Origin of the sequence: Candidatus Accumulibacter contiguus, from assembly GCF_036625285.1 — a bacterium.
In the GTDB taxonomy this organism is placed as follows: Bacteria; Pseudomonadota; Gammaproteobacteria; order Burkholderiales; family Rhodocyclaceae; genus Accumulibacter; species Accumulibacter contiguus.
In genome coordinates this window covers 1,720,362-1,735,277 of sequence record NZ_JAZKUC010000001.1, presented here as the reverse complement: position 1 = coordinate 1,735,277, position 14,916 = coordinate 1,720,362, and the positions used below count along the sequence as shown (strand labels likewise).

Sequence of the window (14,916 nt, the reverse complement as noted above, 5' to 3'; positions counted from 1 at the left end):
CGAGGAGGTTGCGAGCCTCCGCGCAGCCGCGGTCAGTGGCCGCAAGGCCCCCCGCCATCGCTCGAACCGTTGCCGGAAGCGGCTGCGGGGGGACTTCGGCCAGCTCGTTGGCGTACGGCCATGAGCCGGCAGCGGGCATCTCACCGGAAGCGGCCTGCACACAACCCGCCGCAGCGGATGGTCATCCCGGTGCAGGAGATCGAGGCCATCGTCGAGCATAGCGGAACCAGACCGCTGACCGAGACCGAACAGGCGACCCTGAAGGCAGCGGTGGACACCCTCGCGCGGCTCACCGCCGAACTCGAGACGAAGGAAACCACGCTGGCACGCCTACGGCGGATTCTCTTCGGCGCGCCGACCGAGCGCACGGCCCATGTGCTCGGGGAAGGGAAGAAGGGCGAAACGCCGCCAGCGGACACGCCGACCCGTCCATCGGCGGAAGGCGGCGACGAGCAAGCCGCCGGCCAGGCTCCTTCGGACACCACCTCCCCGGAATCCGGGGTAGCCGAGCCCAAGAAGAAGCGCCCCGGGCACGGAAGGAACGGGGCGGCCGATTATCCGCGAGCGCCGCATATTGCCGTACCGCATGCGACGTTACGGCACGGCGATCCGTGTCCCGTCGACGGGTGTACCGGTCGGGTGTATGGGCAACGAGGAGAGCCCGCGGTCCTGGTTCGCATCACCGGCGTAGCGCCGCTGCTTGCGGAGGTCTACGAACTCGAACGGCTGCGTTGCGGCTTGTGTGGCACCGTGTTTACCGCCGACCCCCCGCCAGGCGTCGGCAAGGCAAAGTACGACGACAGCGCCGCGGCGATGATCGCGCTCCTCAAATACGGCTGCGGTCTGCCGTTCCACCGCATCGAGCGGCTGGAACAGGGTTTGGCCATCCCGATGCCGGTCGGCACGCAATGGGAAGTCGTGGCCGCCGCCGCCGCGCCCCTCATGCCGGTCTTCGACGAACTGGCACGGCAGGCAGCCCAAGGAACCGTGGTGTACAACGATGATACGGCGATGCGCATCCTGACCCTGACGCAAGAGGCACGCGCCGAAGCGCTGCCCGCCGGCGCGTCCGCCGATCGCACCGGCGTGTTCACTTCCGGTGTCGTTGCCGAGACGCCAAATGGTTTGATCGCCTTGTTCAAGACCGGGCCCTGTCATGCCGGCGAACACCTTGCCGAAGTGCTCGATCTGCGGGAAGTGACCGATCCGCCGATCCACATGTCCGATGCCTCGACGCGCAACCGGCCGGGCGATCATTCCACGCTGTCCGCCTCGTGCATCCCGCATGCGCGACGCAATTACGTCGATGTGGTCGAGGCCTTTCCGGAAGAAGTGGCCTTTGTCCTGCACACGCTGCGCGCCGTCTTCCACACCGACGCGCAGGCCAAGCAGCAGGGGCTCTCGCCCGCCGAGCGCCTGCTCCTTCACCAGAAGGAAAGCGGCCCACGGATGAAGGCGCTGCAAGACTGGATGGCCAAGCAGTTCGCGGAGCACACCGTGGAGCCCCACTCAGGACTCGGCCAGGCGATCGCGTACATGCAGAACCACTGGGAGAAGCTGACCCTGTTCCTGCGCGTGCCGGGCGCCCCACTCGACAACAACATCACCGAACGTATACTCAAAAAGGCCATTCTGCATCGGAAGAACGCGCTCTTCTATCGCACGTTGAACGGCGCGCGCGTCGGTGATCTGTTCATGACCCTGATCCATACCGCCGAACTCCACAAGATCGAGCCGTTCCACTACCTCGTTTCCCTGCTGCGCCACTCGGGCAAGGTGGCGCTCGATCCGGCGGCCTGGATGCCCTGGAACTATAGCGAAGCCCTCGCACACGCCGAGGCGGAGAGTACCGAACCTCCGCCGGACTAACCCGGCAGCGCAACGATCTCCAACGTTCCGAACGGAAGCGAACGCCGGGTTGCCGCTGGGGCTTGCCTGCGCACGGCCGCGGGGCCGCGCGCCACCCGTGGCGGTCACCGCGGATCAGCCGCCGCGCGGCTGAGGCCCGCGCGACCGGGGTTTCGCAGCGTTGCCGAAAGGACACGAAGAAGCAGCGCAAGGAGACAGCATCCCATATGCTCTTCGAGGAACTCCCTGAAGAACAGCGGTTTCGCCAATTGAGCACCCACAGCCAGCAATTGCTCGACACCATCAAGATGATTGCCTATCGCTCAGAAACCGCGATGGCCAATACCCTCTGCGAGAAGAACCTCGTGCGCCACGATAAGGCAAGAAGCCTGCTGCAAGCGCTTTTTATGACCGAAGCCGATTTGTTGCCCGACGAACAGGCAGGCACCCTGACCGTACGCCTGCACCATATGGCTAACAGCACTTCCGATCAGGCCATACGCAAGCTGTGCGACGAGTAACTACTCAGGGCGACCACGCCGAAGCTCAAGCGAGGCGAGGCTGAGGGGGCTGGCCCTGGAAAGTGAGGATCAGGGCGTGGAAGAGATTGGCGCCCTGCTTGTGCATGGTTGCGAGATACGAGTGAATGATGCAGTAGGCATCGGCCCCCTTCTTGGTCCGGAAGCCGCCGGAGACTTTCTGTTTGACCTTGGACATGCGCACGGCTTGCTCGGCCAGGTTGTTGGTGAACGGAACGCCGGGATCCGTGGCAAAGCGCCAGACATCGTCGGTGTAGGTGCGCAAGCGCAGGAGGAGGTTCGTCGCCTTGCTTTGCCGGGGACGCCCGCGTTTGCCCGAGGGTGGAGCCCGGGGATTGAGGGCTTCCCCTTCACTGAGAATGTCGGCGTAGCGGGACAGGAAGAACGCCCGGCGGGATTCCGGCAGCGGCGCGCCGGTCTGACCGACCTCATGACAGGCCGTCCGCAGGAGATCGATCATGCGGCCGGCCCAGGCTTGCCCGAGATCCTCAAAGAGGTAGGTCAGCTCGCGCAAGTGATGGGCATTGCACAGACCGTGCTTGCAGAGGAGGTCACGATAAGGCTTCCAGCCATCGTGAATGAGGGTGCCCAGGAAGCCGGGCAGAACGTCAAAGCTCAGGGACGCGCCGCTTGCGGCGCGTCCCCTGGAGCGCCTTGTTGGGCAGCATTGCTTGCAGCAGTAAGACTTACCAGCAATTTGAGTAATTCCGCTGGCGGTTTTCCGAGCGTGTCTTTTATATGACCAATGAATACGTTCCAATCAATTTCATCATCTTCTCGGGGATGTGCGCTACGGTTCCGAGCGTCAGGGATATTCACTACCGATTCATTCATCGTGAATGGTTGTTCTAGAAGTCGCACGAGGCGGACGATGTCGTCGGAGAACGTCGGCCGAACCCGGCTGGCTTGAGCACGAATGCTCCGAAAAACCTCCGTGCACTGCTCCATTAGCGGATCGTTCCAGAACTTCGCTATGAAGAGTAACTGTCCGAGCGTTGGTGAATGTCCCTTTTCACCCGAGCACGATTGAAGTGTCTTAAATGTCATCGCGCGAGACTCAAGTCTCTTTCGCGACTTCTCGGACTCAGCGCGGGGAGGTACCCATGTGGCCGCGTGAAAATGACGCTTCCAAGGTACAAAAATCGCTCTCGCGATCTCGCGCTCAACGACTTTGCATAGCGCCAAAGCAACCGTGCTCCAAGTCGAGAGCACGTGTTGTCTGAGTAGGTACTCCGTGGAAAACGCGTCTACCAATTCAGAAGCCGATTGCCGGTCTACTCTGACCCACACTTCCGGAGTCAAGTAGTCGGACCAGAACCGTTCGCCGGCGATTCGAATGCGTGCGATTAGGTTCGCCGACGGGTCATACTCTGGGCCTTGGAAGTCCTTTCGAATTGCGGTGAGCCGTTCCTTTCGGGCCACGAGTTCTCGTTCGACCAACGTAGCTTCGGCGGTACGGCCGAGTTTCGTCAGAGACTTGGTAACGCTCGCAGCGTGGTCGAAAAGCGCGCCATCTTCGTGTGCCGAAGTCTCTCCTCCCATGTAGTGGAACAGAAAAAAATCTACTCCTCGCATTTCGTACAGTCGAACGATGAATGTAGGGCCAAAGGGGAATGGCAGTACTTCAACGTGGAAGTCTTCGTAGTTGAGCAGGTGTTGAATGATTCCATCGTCTTCTCTGGTTCCACCCGCAACTGCTAGGAGGAGGTCACATTTGGCGCGCGCCCAGTTTTCGTAACCGTCCAGTGGGCCTAAACCTTCGAACCGCTGAAAGTACGCCCATTGCAGATTTCCGATCCAGCGTGCTTCGTCTTTGGATAGAAAAGACCGAATGGCTTCTATCTCTCCACTGACGACGGCGTGGCGCATATCAACCAAGATATCTGTCCGGATCAACGGGTCGTTAGCGGAACGGCCATAGTGATCGAGAACGGGTTTGATTACGTCAGCCAGGCGAATTACAGGAATGCCGTTGATTTCGTCCATAAAAGCCTCGATGTGTCGGCCGATGCTGCCCAACGTGGAAGCTCAGGGGCGCTGCGCGGCTTTATCGCGCAGCGCCCCTTGGAGCGCCGGGTTGGGCGAATAGTCAAGAGGGTAGCCACTGCTGACCGGAAAAGATACGAGCCCCCGGGCCAGAACCCCGCCAACGGCACCCCGCCGCAAGCGCGCCCGCCGATGCGGCCGCAGGACAGGAACGACCGGCAACGGAGCCACCGCGTCAGCCCCGGCAACGCTGCCACCGGAAGCGCTACGGAACGCCGCAGCTTCCCGCGAAGACGAGGCCGACGGCCGCGACCGCGAGGAAGACTCACGCGCTTTCCCCCGCGAGCGCCCAACGTGGAGCTGACCGGCGCTGCGCGGCTTCATCGCGCAGCGTCCAGTGACCGAAGGGAACGGGGTCGAGCGCAGGGTTAGGTTTCGGGTTATGGCTTTGGTGCATAGTCTTTCCCACGTTGCCGTTCAAACTCACGGGAGAACTGCTGGATTTGAGCAAACAACGCGTCATCTCCGAACGCCTTTGCGGTCAATGCGAAGGCAACGATGCTTCGATAGAAGTAGTTCCAAAGATCTTCACGATGTTCCTGCTGTCGCTCCGTTCCCTTCATGCCTTGAACGTGAAATCGTGGCGGGTTTCCTCCATACATATCCATAACGTGAGGCGAGGCGGCATGAATGAAGCCAGAGTAGGCCTTACTAATTGTTCGCGTTAGCTCTACTCTTCGGCTTGGGTCAAGCGCTGCACCTTCTATACGCGCAATGTAGGCCCGAATCTTCTGTCTCGAAATCATTGGTCGCTTCTGCGTGGATTCCAACGCCGTTTCAGCGTCAAACTCTTCTTCATAGAAGGCATCGAGGTAGGCTTGATGAAGGGGGGTGTGATCGTCATAGATAACCGCAAGCGCAAGAAATGAGACGTCTTCGTGAAGTTCATCAAGAATGCGCTGCAAGGCACCCTGCTCTTGAAGTAAACCATTTTCCAGCAGGAGACGCGCAGCACGAAGGCCCGTCAAGATACGTGCAAGCTTCTGCACGAGAGCTTGGTGAAGTGTTCTCTCAACGTATCGAAAAACGAACGAATCCTTGTATGGAACCGATTGAGGCGGCGAAACCCGCTGTGCCAATCCGTGCACTGTACGTTCCATGTTCGCCAAGGCTTGATCGTAGAGGCGTTCCATGATGGTGAAGAAACCTAACGAATAGCGTTTATCTGCCGCGCCGAAAGCGCTGGGTCCAACCGCTGGCGTATCCGCGGCAGATAAACCTCGTTGGACTGAAGCGCCTCGACGGCGGTACTGATGGGGATTGTAAGCCTCCCGTGCCGCGGGTCAAGCCACGGGCATGGGTCAGACGGGTTGGCCAGAGGCAGACGAGCGGCTTCCTGCTGTTCGCGAGGGGGTGACAGGAACGAACAGGGTGCTCTGGCCAACAGAAAGCCACGCCGGAATGGTGACTTCGGGACGCTGCCGACGAGGCCTCTCCTGGCGGCCGGAACCGCCATGGAGCACACCGAAAATCCTCTCGCCAAGCGCTGGTCGTTTTCATGGGGGTCCGCGAACCGATGCGGTCTGCGGCGTCGCCGGACGCAGGGGCGGAATCGGCTTCCCACTTAAGCCGGGACAATCTCTAACTTCAATGGGTTATGCACAACCCGGTGGCGGGACTTCCTCGGTAAGGGAAGTTCCCCCATCTGGTTGAGCAGCCAATCGAAAAGATCAGGGAAAGAGGTGCTAAACAGACGTTCGGCTGCGATAGTGCCGTCACTACGTCTCACCCCATAGTTGTGGATAACCGTTAGCGCAGCCAGGCGGCATTTCGTCAGACCTCGCCCGTTATGATACAACTGGGACAAGCGGCCATTGCGCCCTTCGACGGCGGAGGAGCTGCGATGGAACTGTCGCACCATCCATTCCCCCCATTCTAGCCAGCGCTGCAACTCACTCTCGGAGAATCCCGAATGGAACGGGTCTGCTTTCCAGGCCTCTAATGCTCGCTGCCAAGCCTCCTGATACCGTTTCCGGTGAACCCTGTTTTGCGTTTTCCGCATTTGGTAGTGCCAATAGAGTACGGGCAACAGCTTGCTCGTCAGCCATTGCCGAGTCGCTTCATCCAGAGACCAGCCCAGCAGGATTTCTTCTACCCAAAGCCACCAAAAGCTGACGTGACTCGATAAGGCGCCGATCTGGGCACGGAACTTCTTCAGGGCGGAACGGGTATCCTGGATCCCTTGTTGCGCCGCCAGAGTTTCCAGGGCCTGTGCTCGCGTTTCCAGTCCTGCCACTACGCTCTCCGCCGTCGTGCGAGTATTCTCCTCCAGGGAGAAGGGATGGATTTCCTCGGCGATTCCCAGCAACTGCTTCTGGTACTCTTGCTGCGCCTGTTCCACTTGCGCGCGGGCTTCCCAGGCACAGGCCTGTTGTGCCGCCAAAGCCGCCTTTTCCTCGGTACTGGCTCCGCGCGACGGCTGATCAAGGGCCTTCTGGGCCAGTTCGCAGCACTGATCCGCCTTGGCTTTTCGACGTCCCAAGGCCGGTGACAACCAGCGACTGAGGCCATATTGCTCGTGGAACGTATCCGCGCCCGAGGTACACTCAAAGCCTGTGACCGCTAATTTGATCAGGGCCTTCGCCCGGTCACTGATGGCGTGGTTGACTTCGATACCCAGTGCTTCCAGGCGCGGGGTCACCTGGGCAAACCAGGTATCGAAACCCCGGTCCTTCTGAATCGACTCCAGCAATAGGTAGCCCGAGGACAAATCCATCAGCACCAAGATCAGAATCTCCCCAAAGAACGTCTCATCCGCGGCCACCACCGCTTGGCGTGTCCGCGTCGGTACCGAGGCTTCACACTGTTGCTGAAACAGGGGCAACAGCGCTTCCATCCGGCTGAGTTGGGTCTGCAAGGCGCTGGGAGACACCCCCACATGGGTATGAAGGCGGATCAATTGGAAGAAATCCGACAAGGCACCCGCCCCCACATGATGTTGCAGCCCGAACGTGTACAGCACAGCAAATACCAGCAATCTCAGCCATGCCTCCCCCTCTTCGGTTTCCCAAAACCCCGATTCAGGATGTCGGTTCCTACGGGCTTGCGCTTGCAGGTGGCGATGAACACTGCTTTTCGGGCGATGAATTAATTCCCCCACTGCACGCAGGCTTCGTTTTCCCTGGTCTGTAAGTGCGGCAAAAATGACGCGGCTGGTTGTCCGTATGGCTTGAGTCGTAGAGTTTTTTTGTCATAAAACTGATGATACAGGAGATGCGGCAACCAGTTCCCATCTCCTCAGCTCCCTTCATCCTCAGACTCTATCGGTAGCATGACTGTCCCGCTTTAAGTGGGAAGCCGGCGGAATCGCCGCCGTCGGCACGAACCGTCCCTCGTGGCAGTGGGGACAGCGCGCCCACTCCGCGCGGCCGACGCGCTGCAGGAAGTCCTCGACCGTTGCCGTGATCACCGGGTCGGCTTCCGGGACCGACCAGGCCTGCCGTGCCAGCGCCAGCTTCGTCGTCTTCGCCGCCGGGGCCAGCAGGCCGCAGTGCCGAATCCGCTGGAAGCCGCTCGGCAAGACGTGCAGCAGGAAGCGCTCGATGAATTCCTCCGCCGGTACGCTGAGCACGCGTTTACCCGGCGTGCCGCGCACGCGGAAACAGACGGTCGTCTCGTCCATCCCGACCAGACGCTCGTTCGAGATCGCCACCCGATGCGTGTAGCGACCCAGGTATTCGAGGACCTGCTCCGGGCCACCGAGCGGCTGTTTCGCATAGACCACCCAGTCGTGCGCCAGCCACTGCTGGCGCAGGGCTCGCCAGACCTTCTCGTCGGCCAGCTCTGCCACCAGCGGCCGCCCGGAACCTCGGGCTTCGCTCAGTGCTGCGAGGAACTTGCCGCGAAAAACCGGTGACAGCGCGCGGACCGGAAACAGGAAGCCGCGTTTGGGCGACTTCCCTTCGCCCTCGGGAGACAACGCCCCGCCGGCGACCAGGGCGTGCACAGGCACAGGCCGCCCGAGGTCCTGCTTCCCGGTGTGCAGAATCAACGAGAACGCCAGCTTGCCACCCAGCCAGCGGGGATTGGCGGCGAATTCGGTGAGCGTGGCCGATGCCGCGCCAAAGAGCAGCTCGTAGATCACCCGCGGGCATTGTCCGATCAGCGCATGGAGGGCATGCGGCAGGGTGAACACCCGATGGAAATACGGCACCGGCAGCAGCTCCTGGCGCCGTTTCGCCAGCCACTGTTCCTTGGCTCGGGTCTGGCACTGCGGGCAGTGGCGGTTGCGGCACGAGTGATCGACGGGTCGCGTCACCCCGCAGCAGTCACCGGTCTCGACGTGGGCGCCGAGGAGGGCCGTGCGACAGGCGACGATGGCCCGCCAGACTTTGGCCTTGGCTGACGACAAGACCTGCTTGGCGAGGTACGCCGGCCCGTGCCGGCGGAAGACCTCGGCCAGAGTCACTGGCGGTGGCCCAACGGTGCGGGTCGAGCAGTTCCAGCGGCGAGGGGTTGCCGGTCAGCTTTGAGCGTGCCAGATGCAGATCGCGCGAGGTCGTCGACAGAGGACCCTGGCCGAGGAGCCGGCCGATGCGGTAAAGATCGACGCCGGCTTCGAGCAGGTGCGTGGCGAAGGCGTGGCGAAGACCGTGGATGCCGCCCTCGGGGGCGATGCCCGCCGCGTGGCGCGCTGCGTAGTCAATCCGCTGCGCGGTCTGGATCTCGATCGGATCCGTGCCTGCCCGGTTCGGAAACCACCACAGCCGCGGCCGGGTGTCGCGCCAGTAGGCCCGCAAGGCGGCGAGCAGACGCGGCGACAGCAGCGTGTAGCGATCCTTGCCGCCTTTGCCCTGGCGTACCTTGAGGCACATGCGATCGGCGGCACTCTCGATGTCCACCACCTGCAGGGTGCAGACTTCCGACACCCGCAAGCCGGCGGCGTAGGTGGTCATCAACAGCGTTCGCCCGCGCAGGGTTCTCGCCGAGTCGATCAGGCGCGCGACTTCTTCACGCGAGAGGATCTGCGGCAGACGCTTGGGCACCTTGGCCATCGGGATGTCGAGACCGGCTTCCGGGCGACCGAGCACCCGCCGATAAAGAAAGCGGAAGGCGCACGAGGCTTGATTGACGCTCGCGTAGGCGAGCTTCTTGTCGCGAATCAAGTGCAGCAGGTAGGCTTGCACTTCCTCGACACGCAAATCCGCCGGCGAGCGGTGGGAATACTTCGCCAGTTCGACCAGCGCTCCGATGTAGGCTTCCTGGGTCCGTGCCGCCATTCCCCGCAGGCACATGGCGTTGCTCATTCGTTCACGCAGCTCACTCATGATCCTCTCCTCGATTGCTGCGGGGACGTCCCCCGCAGCGACGAGGATCGAGGATTTACGGGCGGCGTGGGAAGCGAGGCGCCGAGCCGTCAGACAGTCAGGGTGAGGGGAAGAGCGAATTCAGGGAGCGACAGCGAAAAAAGACAAGGGCAGTGGGGTGCCTACACCAGCGCGGAGCGCTTTAGTTCAACGTAAGAATTAACCGGCTGGCGCGGCTTTATCGCGCCAGTCCGGGTTGAATGAAAAGTTAGGCCATTAATCGATCCTGGCCCCTTTAATTCCTTTAATTCGCTAGGCTATTGACTTGCATTTAATTCGACCCTGGCCCATTTTAATACGCGCTTAAAATACACATTCAATATTAACCACTTGGGAGGAGTTTCTTAAGAGAGGCTATTGGTCTGCGCCGCGAATAAAGGAGACCAGCAAGCCCAAGTCCCAGCAAGGCAAGAGAGGCAGGCTCGGGCACCTGTTCGTTAGCTGCGTAAAGCAAAGCATTGCCAAACAGGTTCATGTAGTCACCGCTTAGATAAGGATAATAGTCATTTGGAAAGAGAAAAACCCCCACAACACCGCTACCGTCGACGGCTACCAGCGGATTTCCATCACTCCAACTGGCGACTAAGTTCGCATCTGCGCTCAAGGTAACAATATCGCGATAGTAGCCTGTGATGCTACTCACAGCCAGCGGGCCTGCCATGATTGGGTGGCTCGCGTCGTAAGTTCCTAGCGAGGAATTGGAGTAATTATCAATATAGCTGTCGTAAGGCAGGTAGCCGTCCGACTGAAGCCTCCCGTAGGACTGACCATAGCCACCCCCGATGGTTTGGTATAAGAACGTTGCCGCCACCAGCCCGCCTCCAGCATCGACATAATCAGCGAGGGTATCTCCAAAAGACGGATAGCCCACAGCAGAGTTACTATATAGCAGAATTGAATCGTATGCATTCAATTGCGCGGCAGACTCAGTGCCATTGAGCTGAGTAACGGACGTGAACACTCCGAGCGCAGCAAGGTCACTAACGACGTTAGCCGTTTCAGCGCCGTCGGATCCGCCAAAAACACCTATTACTGTCGCTTGGGATTGCATCGGCAAGAGCATGGCAGTGAGGCACGATACCGCAGCAGCAACTTTTAAAACACGTTTCATCTTCGACCCCTCGCTAATGAAAAAGGGCATGTTGTGGGCAAGATTACCCTGTGTAAAAAAACCGACAATGAACATCGGGCGCCTAACGTCGAAGCTCAGGGGCGCTGCGCGGCTTTATCGCGCAGCGTCCCTTGGAGCGCAGTGTTAGAAGCCGGAAATTAAAGTGCATAGGTGACCTTATTTTCCGTGACAGTAACCTTGCCCGTTGATTGCAACTGTTCAACCATTTCGGTGATTTCAGATACGGATACGCCCTTGGGAAATAAAGAGGCGATAGTGCTTGTCAGGGTTTTGAGTGTGCGAGGTGTTGCATTACCGCGCTGTTTCAGATTGGCGATAACCAACGTGACTTTGTCGTCCTTTGGTTTTGGTAAGGCCGCTGCTTTTGGTGGTGATTTGGGTGGCGTGGTTTTTTTGGCAGAGCCAGCACCGTTGGGACACTTGAACTGCCCTTTCTGATTGAGTATGACATGAAACTTTTCTTTGAGCGACATGCTGCCGAGTAACGCATTGACCGCCTTGCAACAGGCAACACAGTTTTCATCGTTGTTGCCTCCGCCATTGGCGCTTGCCAGCAGATGCTCAACGCTTGCCTCTGCCTTGGGCAATGGTTGCTTGCAGAAGAAGCACAGTCCCCCTTGGACAAACATCAGGCGGTCAAGTGGCTTTGTGGGCATAGGCTTCTAACGTTCAAGGTGACCGGCGCTTCGCGGATTCATCGCGCAGCGTCCAGTGACCGAAGGGAACGGGGTCAACCGCAGGGTTGGGCATCTCGTCAGACGTGACCGGCTTCGGCATGCAACTTCAGTCCAAGTGCACCGATGACTTTGAGGATGGTGTCGAAGTCTGGGCTACGATCACCGGAGAGCGCCTTGTAAAGACTTTCGCGAGACAGTCCCGCGTCACGCGCGACCTGTGACATACCTTTGGCGCGAGCAATATCGCCAAGTGCTTTGGCAATGAACGCAGCATCTCCGTTGGCTTCTTCAAGACAAGCTTCAAGATAGGCAGCCATTTCCTCTTGCGTTCTAAGATGTTCGGCGACGTCATAGCGAGTGGTAACGGTCTTAGTCATGGTTGCTACTCCGAAAGATTACGTGCGAGGCGCAATGCAGCCTTGATGTCTTTGGCCTGGGTAGTCTTGTCTCCACCCGCCAGCAGAATGATCAGTTCTCGCCCTCGCTTCTTGATATACACCCGGTAACCGGGGCCGTAGTTGATTCGCAACTCCGAGACACCTTCGCCAACTGGCTCGACATCTCCGGGGTTTCCGGCGGCGAGCCGTTCGATCCTTGCTTGGACGCGCGCTCTCGCCTGAAGATCGCGTAAGTCGTCGAGCCACTGAGCGAAGAGAAGCGTTTTGCGAATTTCAATCATTCAGCCACTGTAGTCACTCGGCTACACCTTGTCAATACCATGCGCGCCGTCCTGAGATGCCCAACGTCTGAATTCACCGGCCTGCGCGGCTTTTGCGCAGGTCCGGTGCAATGATGGGTTGGGCTTCGCGTCATTGGTACATCAACGCAATTTTCGCAGCTAGGTCCACAGAGATCGTGAAACCGGGTGCCGCAATATGTGTGAGTGCGACAAACGGCTTGTTCTTTTCTCCCGCAATCATTCCGACCTCTTCTTCAATGTCGTTCAAAAAGACGATACTGGCACCAATTCCTTTATCGATTGCCGCCTCAATGAGCGCGCTACTCTTGTCCGCTGATGCCTTTCCGTCATCGCCTTTGGCTGCCTGATGATCCTTGTCGTAGACGGCTATGTATGGAATGCTGAACTTGTTGAGGAGTTGACAGTAAAGGGGAATGTTGTCCTTCGAACCGCAGTCGACAACGGTATGGTCGAATCGAAAAACACCGAGCTGCTTGGCCAACAGAGGAATCAGTGTCTTGTCTGTAGGACCTTCAACCAGCAGTACCCGCTTTGCGAAGAAGAGCTCGCTTCTATCTGGGTTGATCCAGTAGGAGAGATTGAAATCCTTCCTTTTGTCCCCGGTAAAAATGTCTTCAGTACATTGGCAAACTTGGGTGCCGACGACGTCTGAATCTTTCTTGACAATACAAATGGACTTGTACCGCTCGACATCAATCAGCGCGCTAGCATGAGTGCACATGATCACTTGGTTCTTCGACTCAGATAGAGATACCAAAGAATCAAATAGCGCGCGTTGTGCCTGAGGGTGAAGGTAAAGCTCAGGCTCTTCGAGTATGAAATACGTGGACGCAGAAGCCGTTCGCGGCGCAACTTGCTCCGGGACGGCCTTCGCGCGCTCAGCTTTCAAGTTATCGGAGATGACCTTGATAAGTGCGAATGTGAGAGCCCTTTGAAGTCCATGCCCCTTTCGCCGAATATCTGTCCTTACCCCGTCATTTATCCAGACTTGCGTATTAGCCCTGAAAACGTCGTCGATATTGGGTGGGATAACCTCAACATCAATCTCTGCTCCCCATGCGTTTAGTTCGGCACTGAGCGCCTTCTCAAAATTGACTAGTTCTTGAGGTCGATGGGGATTGTCTTCGCCGTCGCCATTTAGTCTGTTCAGCGTACTGAACAATGACGAGAGTTTGGCTTTCGTGTCTTTCCAGTCCGGGCTGTTCGCAGACATCGACTCGATAATGCCGGAATACAGCTTCCCGAATGCACTCGCTTCTTTGGAAGAGAAATCGTCTGTGGCGTCCTTGACCGCTGGGATGAAATAGACGTCTCCAAAGATGCCTTTTGCAACTGACTTCAGGCCGAGAAAATTTGTTTCCTCGATTTCAAAGTTGAAGGCGACACCCCCTGGGTTCTGCTCAATGTATTTTGCCTGCGCATCGATGATGTCTTGTTTTGTTAGCCTCCCAGTGGCAGGAAGGAAGGGGTAGAACGGCAAGCTTTCGGCAACTTCCCTTTTTGATAGGGTGGTGGCATTCGATTCGCGTAGCCATTCCTCAACCGGATTTTGAATATAACCGCGATATTCGAAGTTGCCGCCAACATATGCAAACTTGCGAACCCTTATCGATCCGTCTGCCGTAAGGTATTTCTTGAAGGTCGTTTTGTCTGTTTGGTCGAGATCGCCGAATATGATTTCAACGAACAGTTCCTGCGCCCCTCTGTTGAAATCCAAGTCTTGAGGCTTGATTTCTCCGAAAAAGAACAGCAACGCAGAAAGTACGTTCGATTTGCCGTGATTGTTCTGACCAATGAAGATCATCAAATCCTGGAACGCGATTTCGAGATACTTGATCGAGCGCCAATTGGAGATAGCAACGGATTCAATTTTCATGGACGATCCTCAAGAAGCCCAACGTCCAAATTCAGCGGTGAGCGAAGCGAGTCCGCTGCAATGCAGTGTTGGGCAAATTTGTTGGATTGGCGGGGGGAGGCAAAATCTGGACGCCGGCCGCCTTCAGTCTGGCCTCGCCACGTTGTATCTCTTTGAACAGTGCGTCCAGATTATTGCCATACTTGGCGCCAATCGAATCTTTGATGCCATGGACTTCCATCATGATTTCGTCAGTCATCGTCATTTCCTCCAAGAAGTTCCTCTGGAGTGCATATGATCGGGAGGAACAATTCGAATTGTTCAAGATACATGGCGATCTTTTCCTGAATCACTGGATTGGCAATGTGACGGCAATTCCAGGTCAGAAGAAAATCAACGTGATGCAGTGTCGAAACAACAATATGGAGCGCATCCTCGATCGCCTTGGCAGGAATGATGGCTTGCTCGATAAGCGATCCGGCCAAGCGAATCATGTCTTGCGTTACCGCGAGGACGGGTATCTCCTCAAGTACCGCAAGCCTTTTCTGTGCAGCCACCGGATCGCCAGCGGCGCACTCTTGCCAAACAGATTGAGAAACAAAAAGTTCATAGTCCGAGCGTAGCTCCCACCCAATGCTCTCAACGTAACGCGCCATTGTCATAATTTGATCAACGGTCAGATACCCGGTTGCACGTCGGGCAGGCTCCTGGCAAAATGCCTATCCCCTTGATACCCAGGTAAGATTTTATATGCCAAGATCTTTATGTCAATGTCGTTGACTCGTTCTCTAACTTCCTTTTTTCTCAAGCTTT

General features: G+C 58.0%; 15 protein-coding genes. 2 read left to right on the top strand and 13 right to left on the bottom strand.

The features are described 5' to 3' along the window. Window positions 1-120: 120 nt before the first annotated feature. Both tnpC and V5B59_RS08450 read left to right on the top strand, forming a co-directional pair. Complete coding sequence (tnpC, locus tag V5B59_RS08455) at window positions 121-1,869, top strand: IS66 family transposase (protein ID WP_332351797.1); 1,749 nt, start codon at window positions 121-123, stop codon at window positions 1,867-1,869. Between the two features lie 62 nt (window positions 1,870-1,931). Beyond that, window positions 1,932-2,369: a putative transposase gene (locus V5B59_RS08450; RefSeq protein ID WP_332351796.1), complete on the top strand. Its 438-nt coding sequence runs from the start codon at window positions 1,932-1,934 to the stop codon at window positions 2,367-2,369. 25 nt (window positions 2,370-2,394) lie between these two features. On the opposite strand, the gene V5B59_RS08445 is transcribed toward V5B59_RS08450, so the two are convergent. From V5B59_RS08445 to V5B59_RS08385, 13 genes are all read right to left on the bottom strand, one after another. Next, window positions 2,395-2,991: an IS66 family transposase gene (locus V5B59_RS08445; protein ID WP_332352182.1), complete on the bottom strand. Its 597-nt coding sequence runs from the start codon at window positions 2,989-2,991 to the stop codon at window positions 2,395-2,397. A gap of 11 nt (window positions 2,992-3,002) precedes the next feature. Beyond that, on the bottom strand, window positions 3,003-4,373 hold the full coding sequence (locus V5B59_RS08440; protein WP_332351795.1) for a hypothetical protein: 1,371 nt from the start codon (window positions 4,371-4,373) through the stop codon (window positions 3,003-3,005). 440 nt (window positions 4,374-4,813) lie between these two features. Further along, entirely contained in the window at window positions 4,814-5,566 is a 753-nt protein-coding gene (locus V5B59_RS08435; RefSeq protein WP_332351794.1) for a hypothetical protein, read from the bottom strand. A gap of 431 nt (window positions 5,567-5,997) precedes the next feature. Then, on the bottom strand, window positions 5,998-7,533 hold the full coding sequence (locus tag V5B59_RS08430; RefSeq protein ID WP_332351228.1) for a DUF6399 domain-containing protein: 1,536 nt from the start codon (window positions 7,531-7,533) through the stop codon (window positions 5,998-6,000). 153 nt (window positions 7,534-7,686) lie between these two features. Next, on the bottom strand, window positions 7,687-8,784 hold the full coding sequence (locus tag V5B59_RS08425) for an IS91 family transposase (RefSeq protein WP_332352181.1): 1,098 nt from the start codon (window positions 8,782-8,784) through the stop codon (window positions 7,687-7,689). After that, complete coding sequence (locus V5B59_RS08420) at window positions 8,702-9,700, bottom strand: tyrosine-type recombinase/integrase (RefSeq protein ID WP_332351793.1); 999 nt, start codon at window positions 9,698-9,700, stop codon at window positions 8,702-8,704. The genes V5B59_RS08425 and V5B59_RS08420 overlap by 83 nt, the downstream gene beginning before the upstream one ends. Before the next feature lie 361 nt (window positions 9,701-10,061). Further along, a complete protein-coding gene (locus tag V5B59_RS08415; protein WP_332351792.1) occupies window positions 10,062-10,925 on the bottom strand; it encodes a PEP-CTERM sorting domain-containing protein in 864 nt (287 codons plus the stop codon). An 83-nt stretch (window positions 10,926-11,008) separates the two neighbouring features. Then, a complete protein-coding gene (locus V5B59_RS08410; RefSeq protein ID WP_332351791.1) occupies window positions 11,009-11,527 on the bottom strand; it encodes an HNH endonuclease in 519 nt (172 codons plus the stop codon). A 98-nt stretch (window positions 11,528-11,625) separates the two neighbouring features. After that, window positions 11,626-11,925 (bottom strand): addiction module antidote protein, encoded by a 300-nt coding sequence (locus tag V5B59_RS08405; protein WP_332351790.1) that lies wholly within the window; start codon window positions 11,923-11,925, stop codon window positions 11,626-11,628. Between the two features lie 5 nt (window positions 11,926-11,930). Continuing rightward, window positions 11,931-12,227, bottom strand: a complete 297-nt coding sequence (locus V5B59_RS08400; RefSeq protein WP_332351789.1) for a type II toxin-antitoxin system RelE/ParE family toxin — start codon at window positions 12,225-12,227, stop codon at window positions 11,931-11,933. Window positions 12,228-12,357: 130 nt separating this feature from the next. Then, on the bottom strand, window positions 12,358-14,124 hold the full coding sequence (locus tag V5B59_RS08395; protein WP_332351788.1) for an ATP-dependent nuclease: 1,767 nt from the start codon (window positions 14,122-14,124) through the stop codon (window positions 12,358-12,360). Between the two features lie 31 nt (window positions 14,125-14,155). Next, the gene (locus tag V5B59_RS08390; protein ID WP_287667678.1) at window positions 14,156-14,362 is read right to left on the bottom strand and encodes a hypothetical protein; all 207 of its coding nucleotides are present in this window, start codon (window positions 14,360-14,362) and stop codon (window positions 14,156-14,158) included. Further along, the gene (locus tag V5B59_RS08385; RefSeq protein WP_332351787.1) at window positions 14,355-14,759 is read right to left on the bottom strand and encodes a type II toxin-antitoxin system VapC family toxin; all 405 of its coding nucleotides are present in this window, start codon (window positions 14,757-14,759) and stop codon (window positions 14,355-14,357) included. The genes V5B59_RS08390 and V5B59_RS08385 overlap by 8 nt, the downstream gene beginning before the upstream one ends. Window positions 14,760-14,916 lie beyond the last annotated feature (157 nt).

Excerpts from the sequence above, each read along its gene's own strand:
- V5B59_RS08400 (WP_332351789.1), bottom strand. The coding sequence starts at position 12,227 with ATGATTGAAATTCGCAAAACGCTTCTCTTCGCTCAGTGGCTCGACGAC.
- V5B59_RS08415 (WP_332351792.1), bottom strand. The coding sequence starts at position 10,925 with ATGTTCATTGTCGGTTTTTTTACACAGGGTAATCTTGCCCACAACATG.
- V5B59_RS08410 (WP_332351791.1), bottom strand. The coding sequence starts at position 11,527 with ATGCCCACAAAGCCACTTGACCGCCTGATGTTTGTCCAAGGGGGACTG.
- tnpC (WP_332351797.1), top strand. The coding sequence starts at position 121 with ATGAGCCGGCAGCGGGCATCTCACCGGAAGCGGCCTGCACACAACCCG.
- V5B59_RS08420 (WP_332351793.1), bottom strand. The coding sequence starts at position 9,700 with ATGAGTGAGCTGCGTGAACGAATGAGCAACGCCATGTGCCTGCGGGGA.
- V5B59_RS08405 (WP_332351790.1), bottom strand. The coding sequence starts at position 11,925 with ATGACTAAGACCGTTACCACTCGCTATGACGTCGCCGAACATCTTAGA.
- V5B59_RS08390 (WP_287667678.1), bottom strand. The coding sequence starts at position 14,362 with ATGACTGACGAAATCATGATGGAAGTCCATGGCATCAAAGATTCGATT.
- V5B59_RS08395 (WP_332351788.1), bottom strand. The coding sequence starts at position 14,124 with ATGAAAATTGAATCCGTTGCTATCTCCAATTGGCGCTCGATCAAGTAT.
- V5B59_RS08440 (WP_332351795.1), bottom strand. The coding sequence starts at position 4,373 with ATGGACGAAATCAACGGCATTCCTGTAATTCGCCTGGCTGACGTAATC.
- V5B59_RS08385 (WP_332351787.1), bottom strand. The coding sequence starts at position 14,759 with ATGGCGCGTTACGTTGAGAGCATTGGGTGGGAGCTACGCTCGGACTAT.
- V5B59_RS08435 (WP_332351794.1), bottom strand. The coding sequence starts at position 5,566 with ATGGAACGCCTCTACGATCAAGCCTTGGCGAACATGGAACGTACAGTG.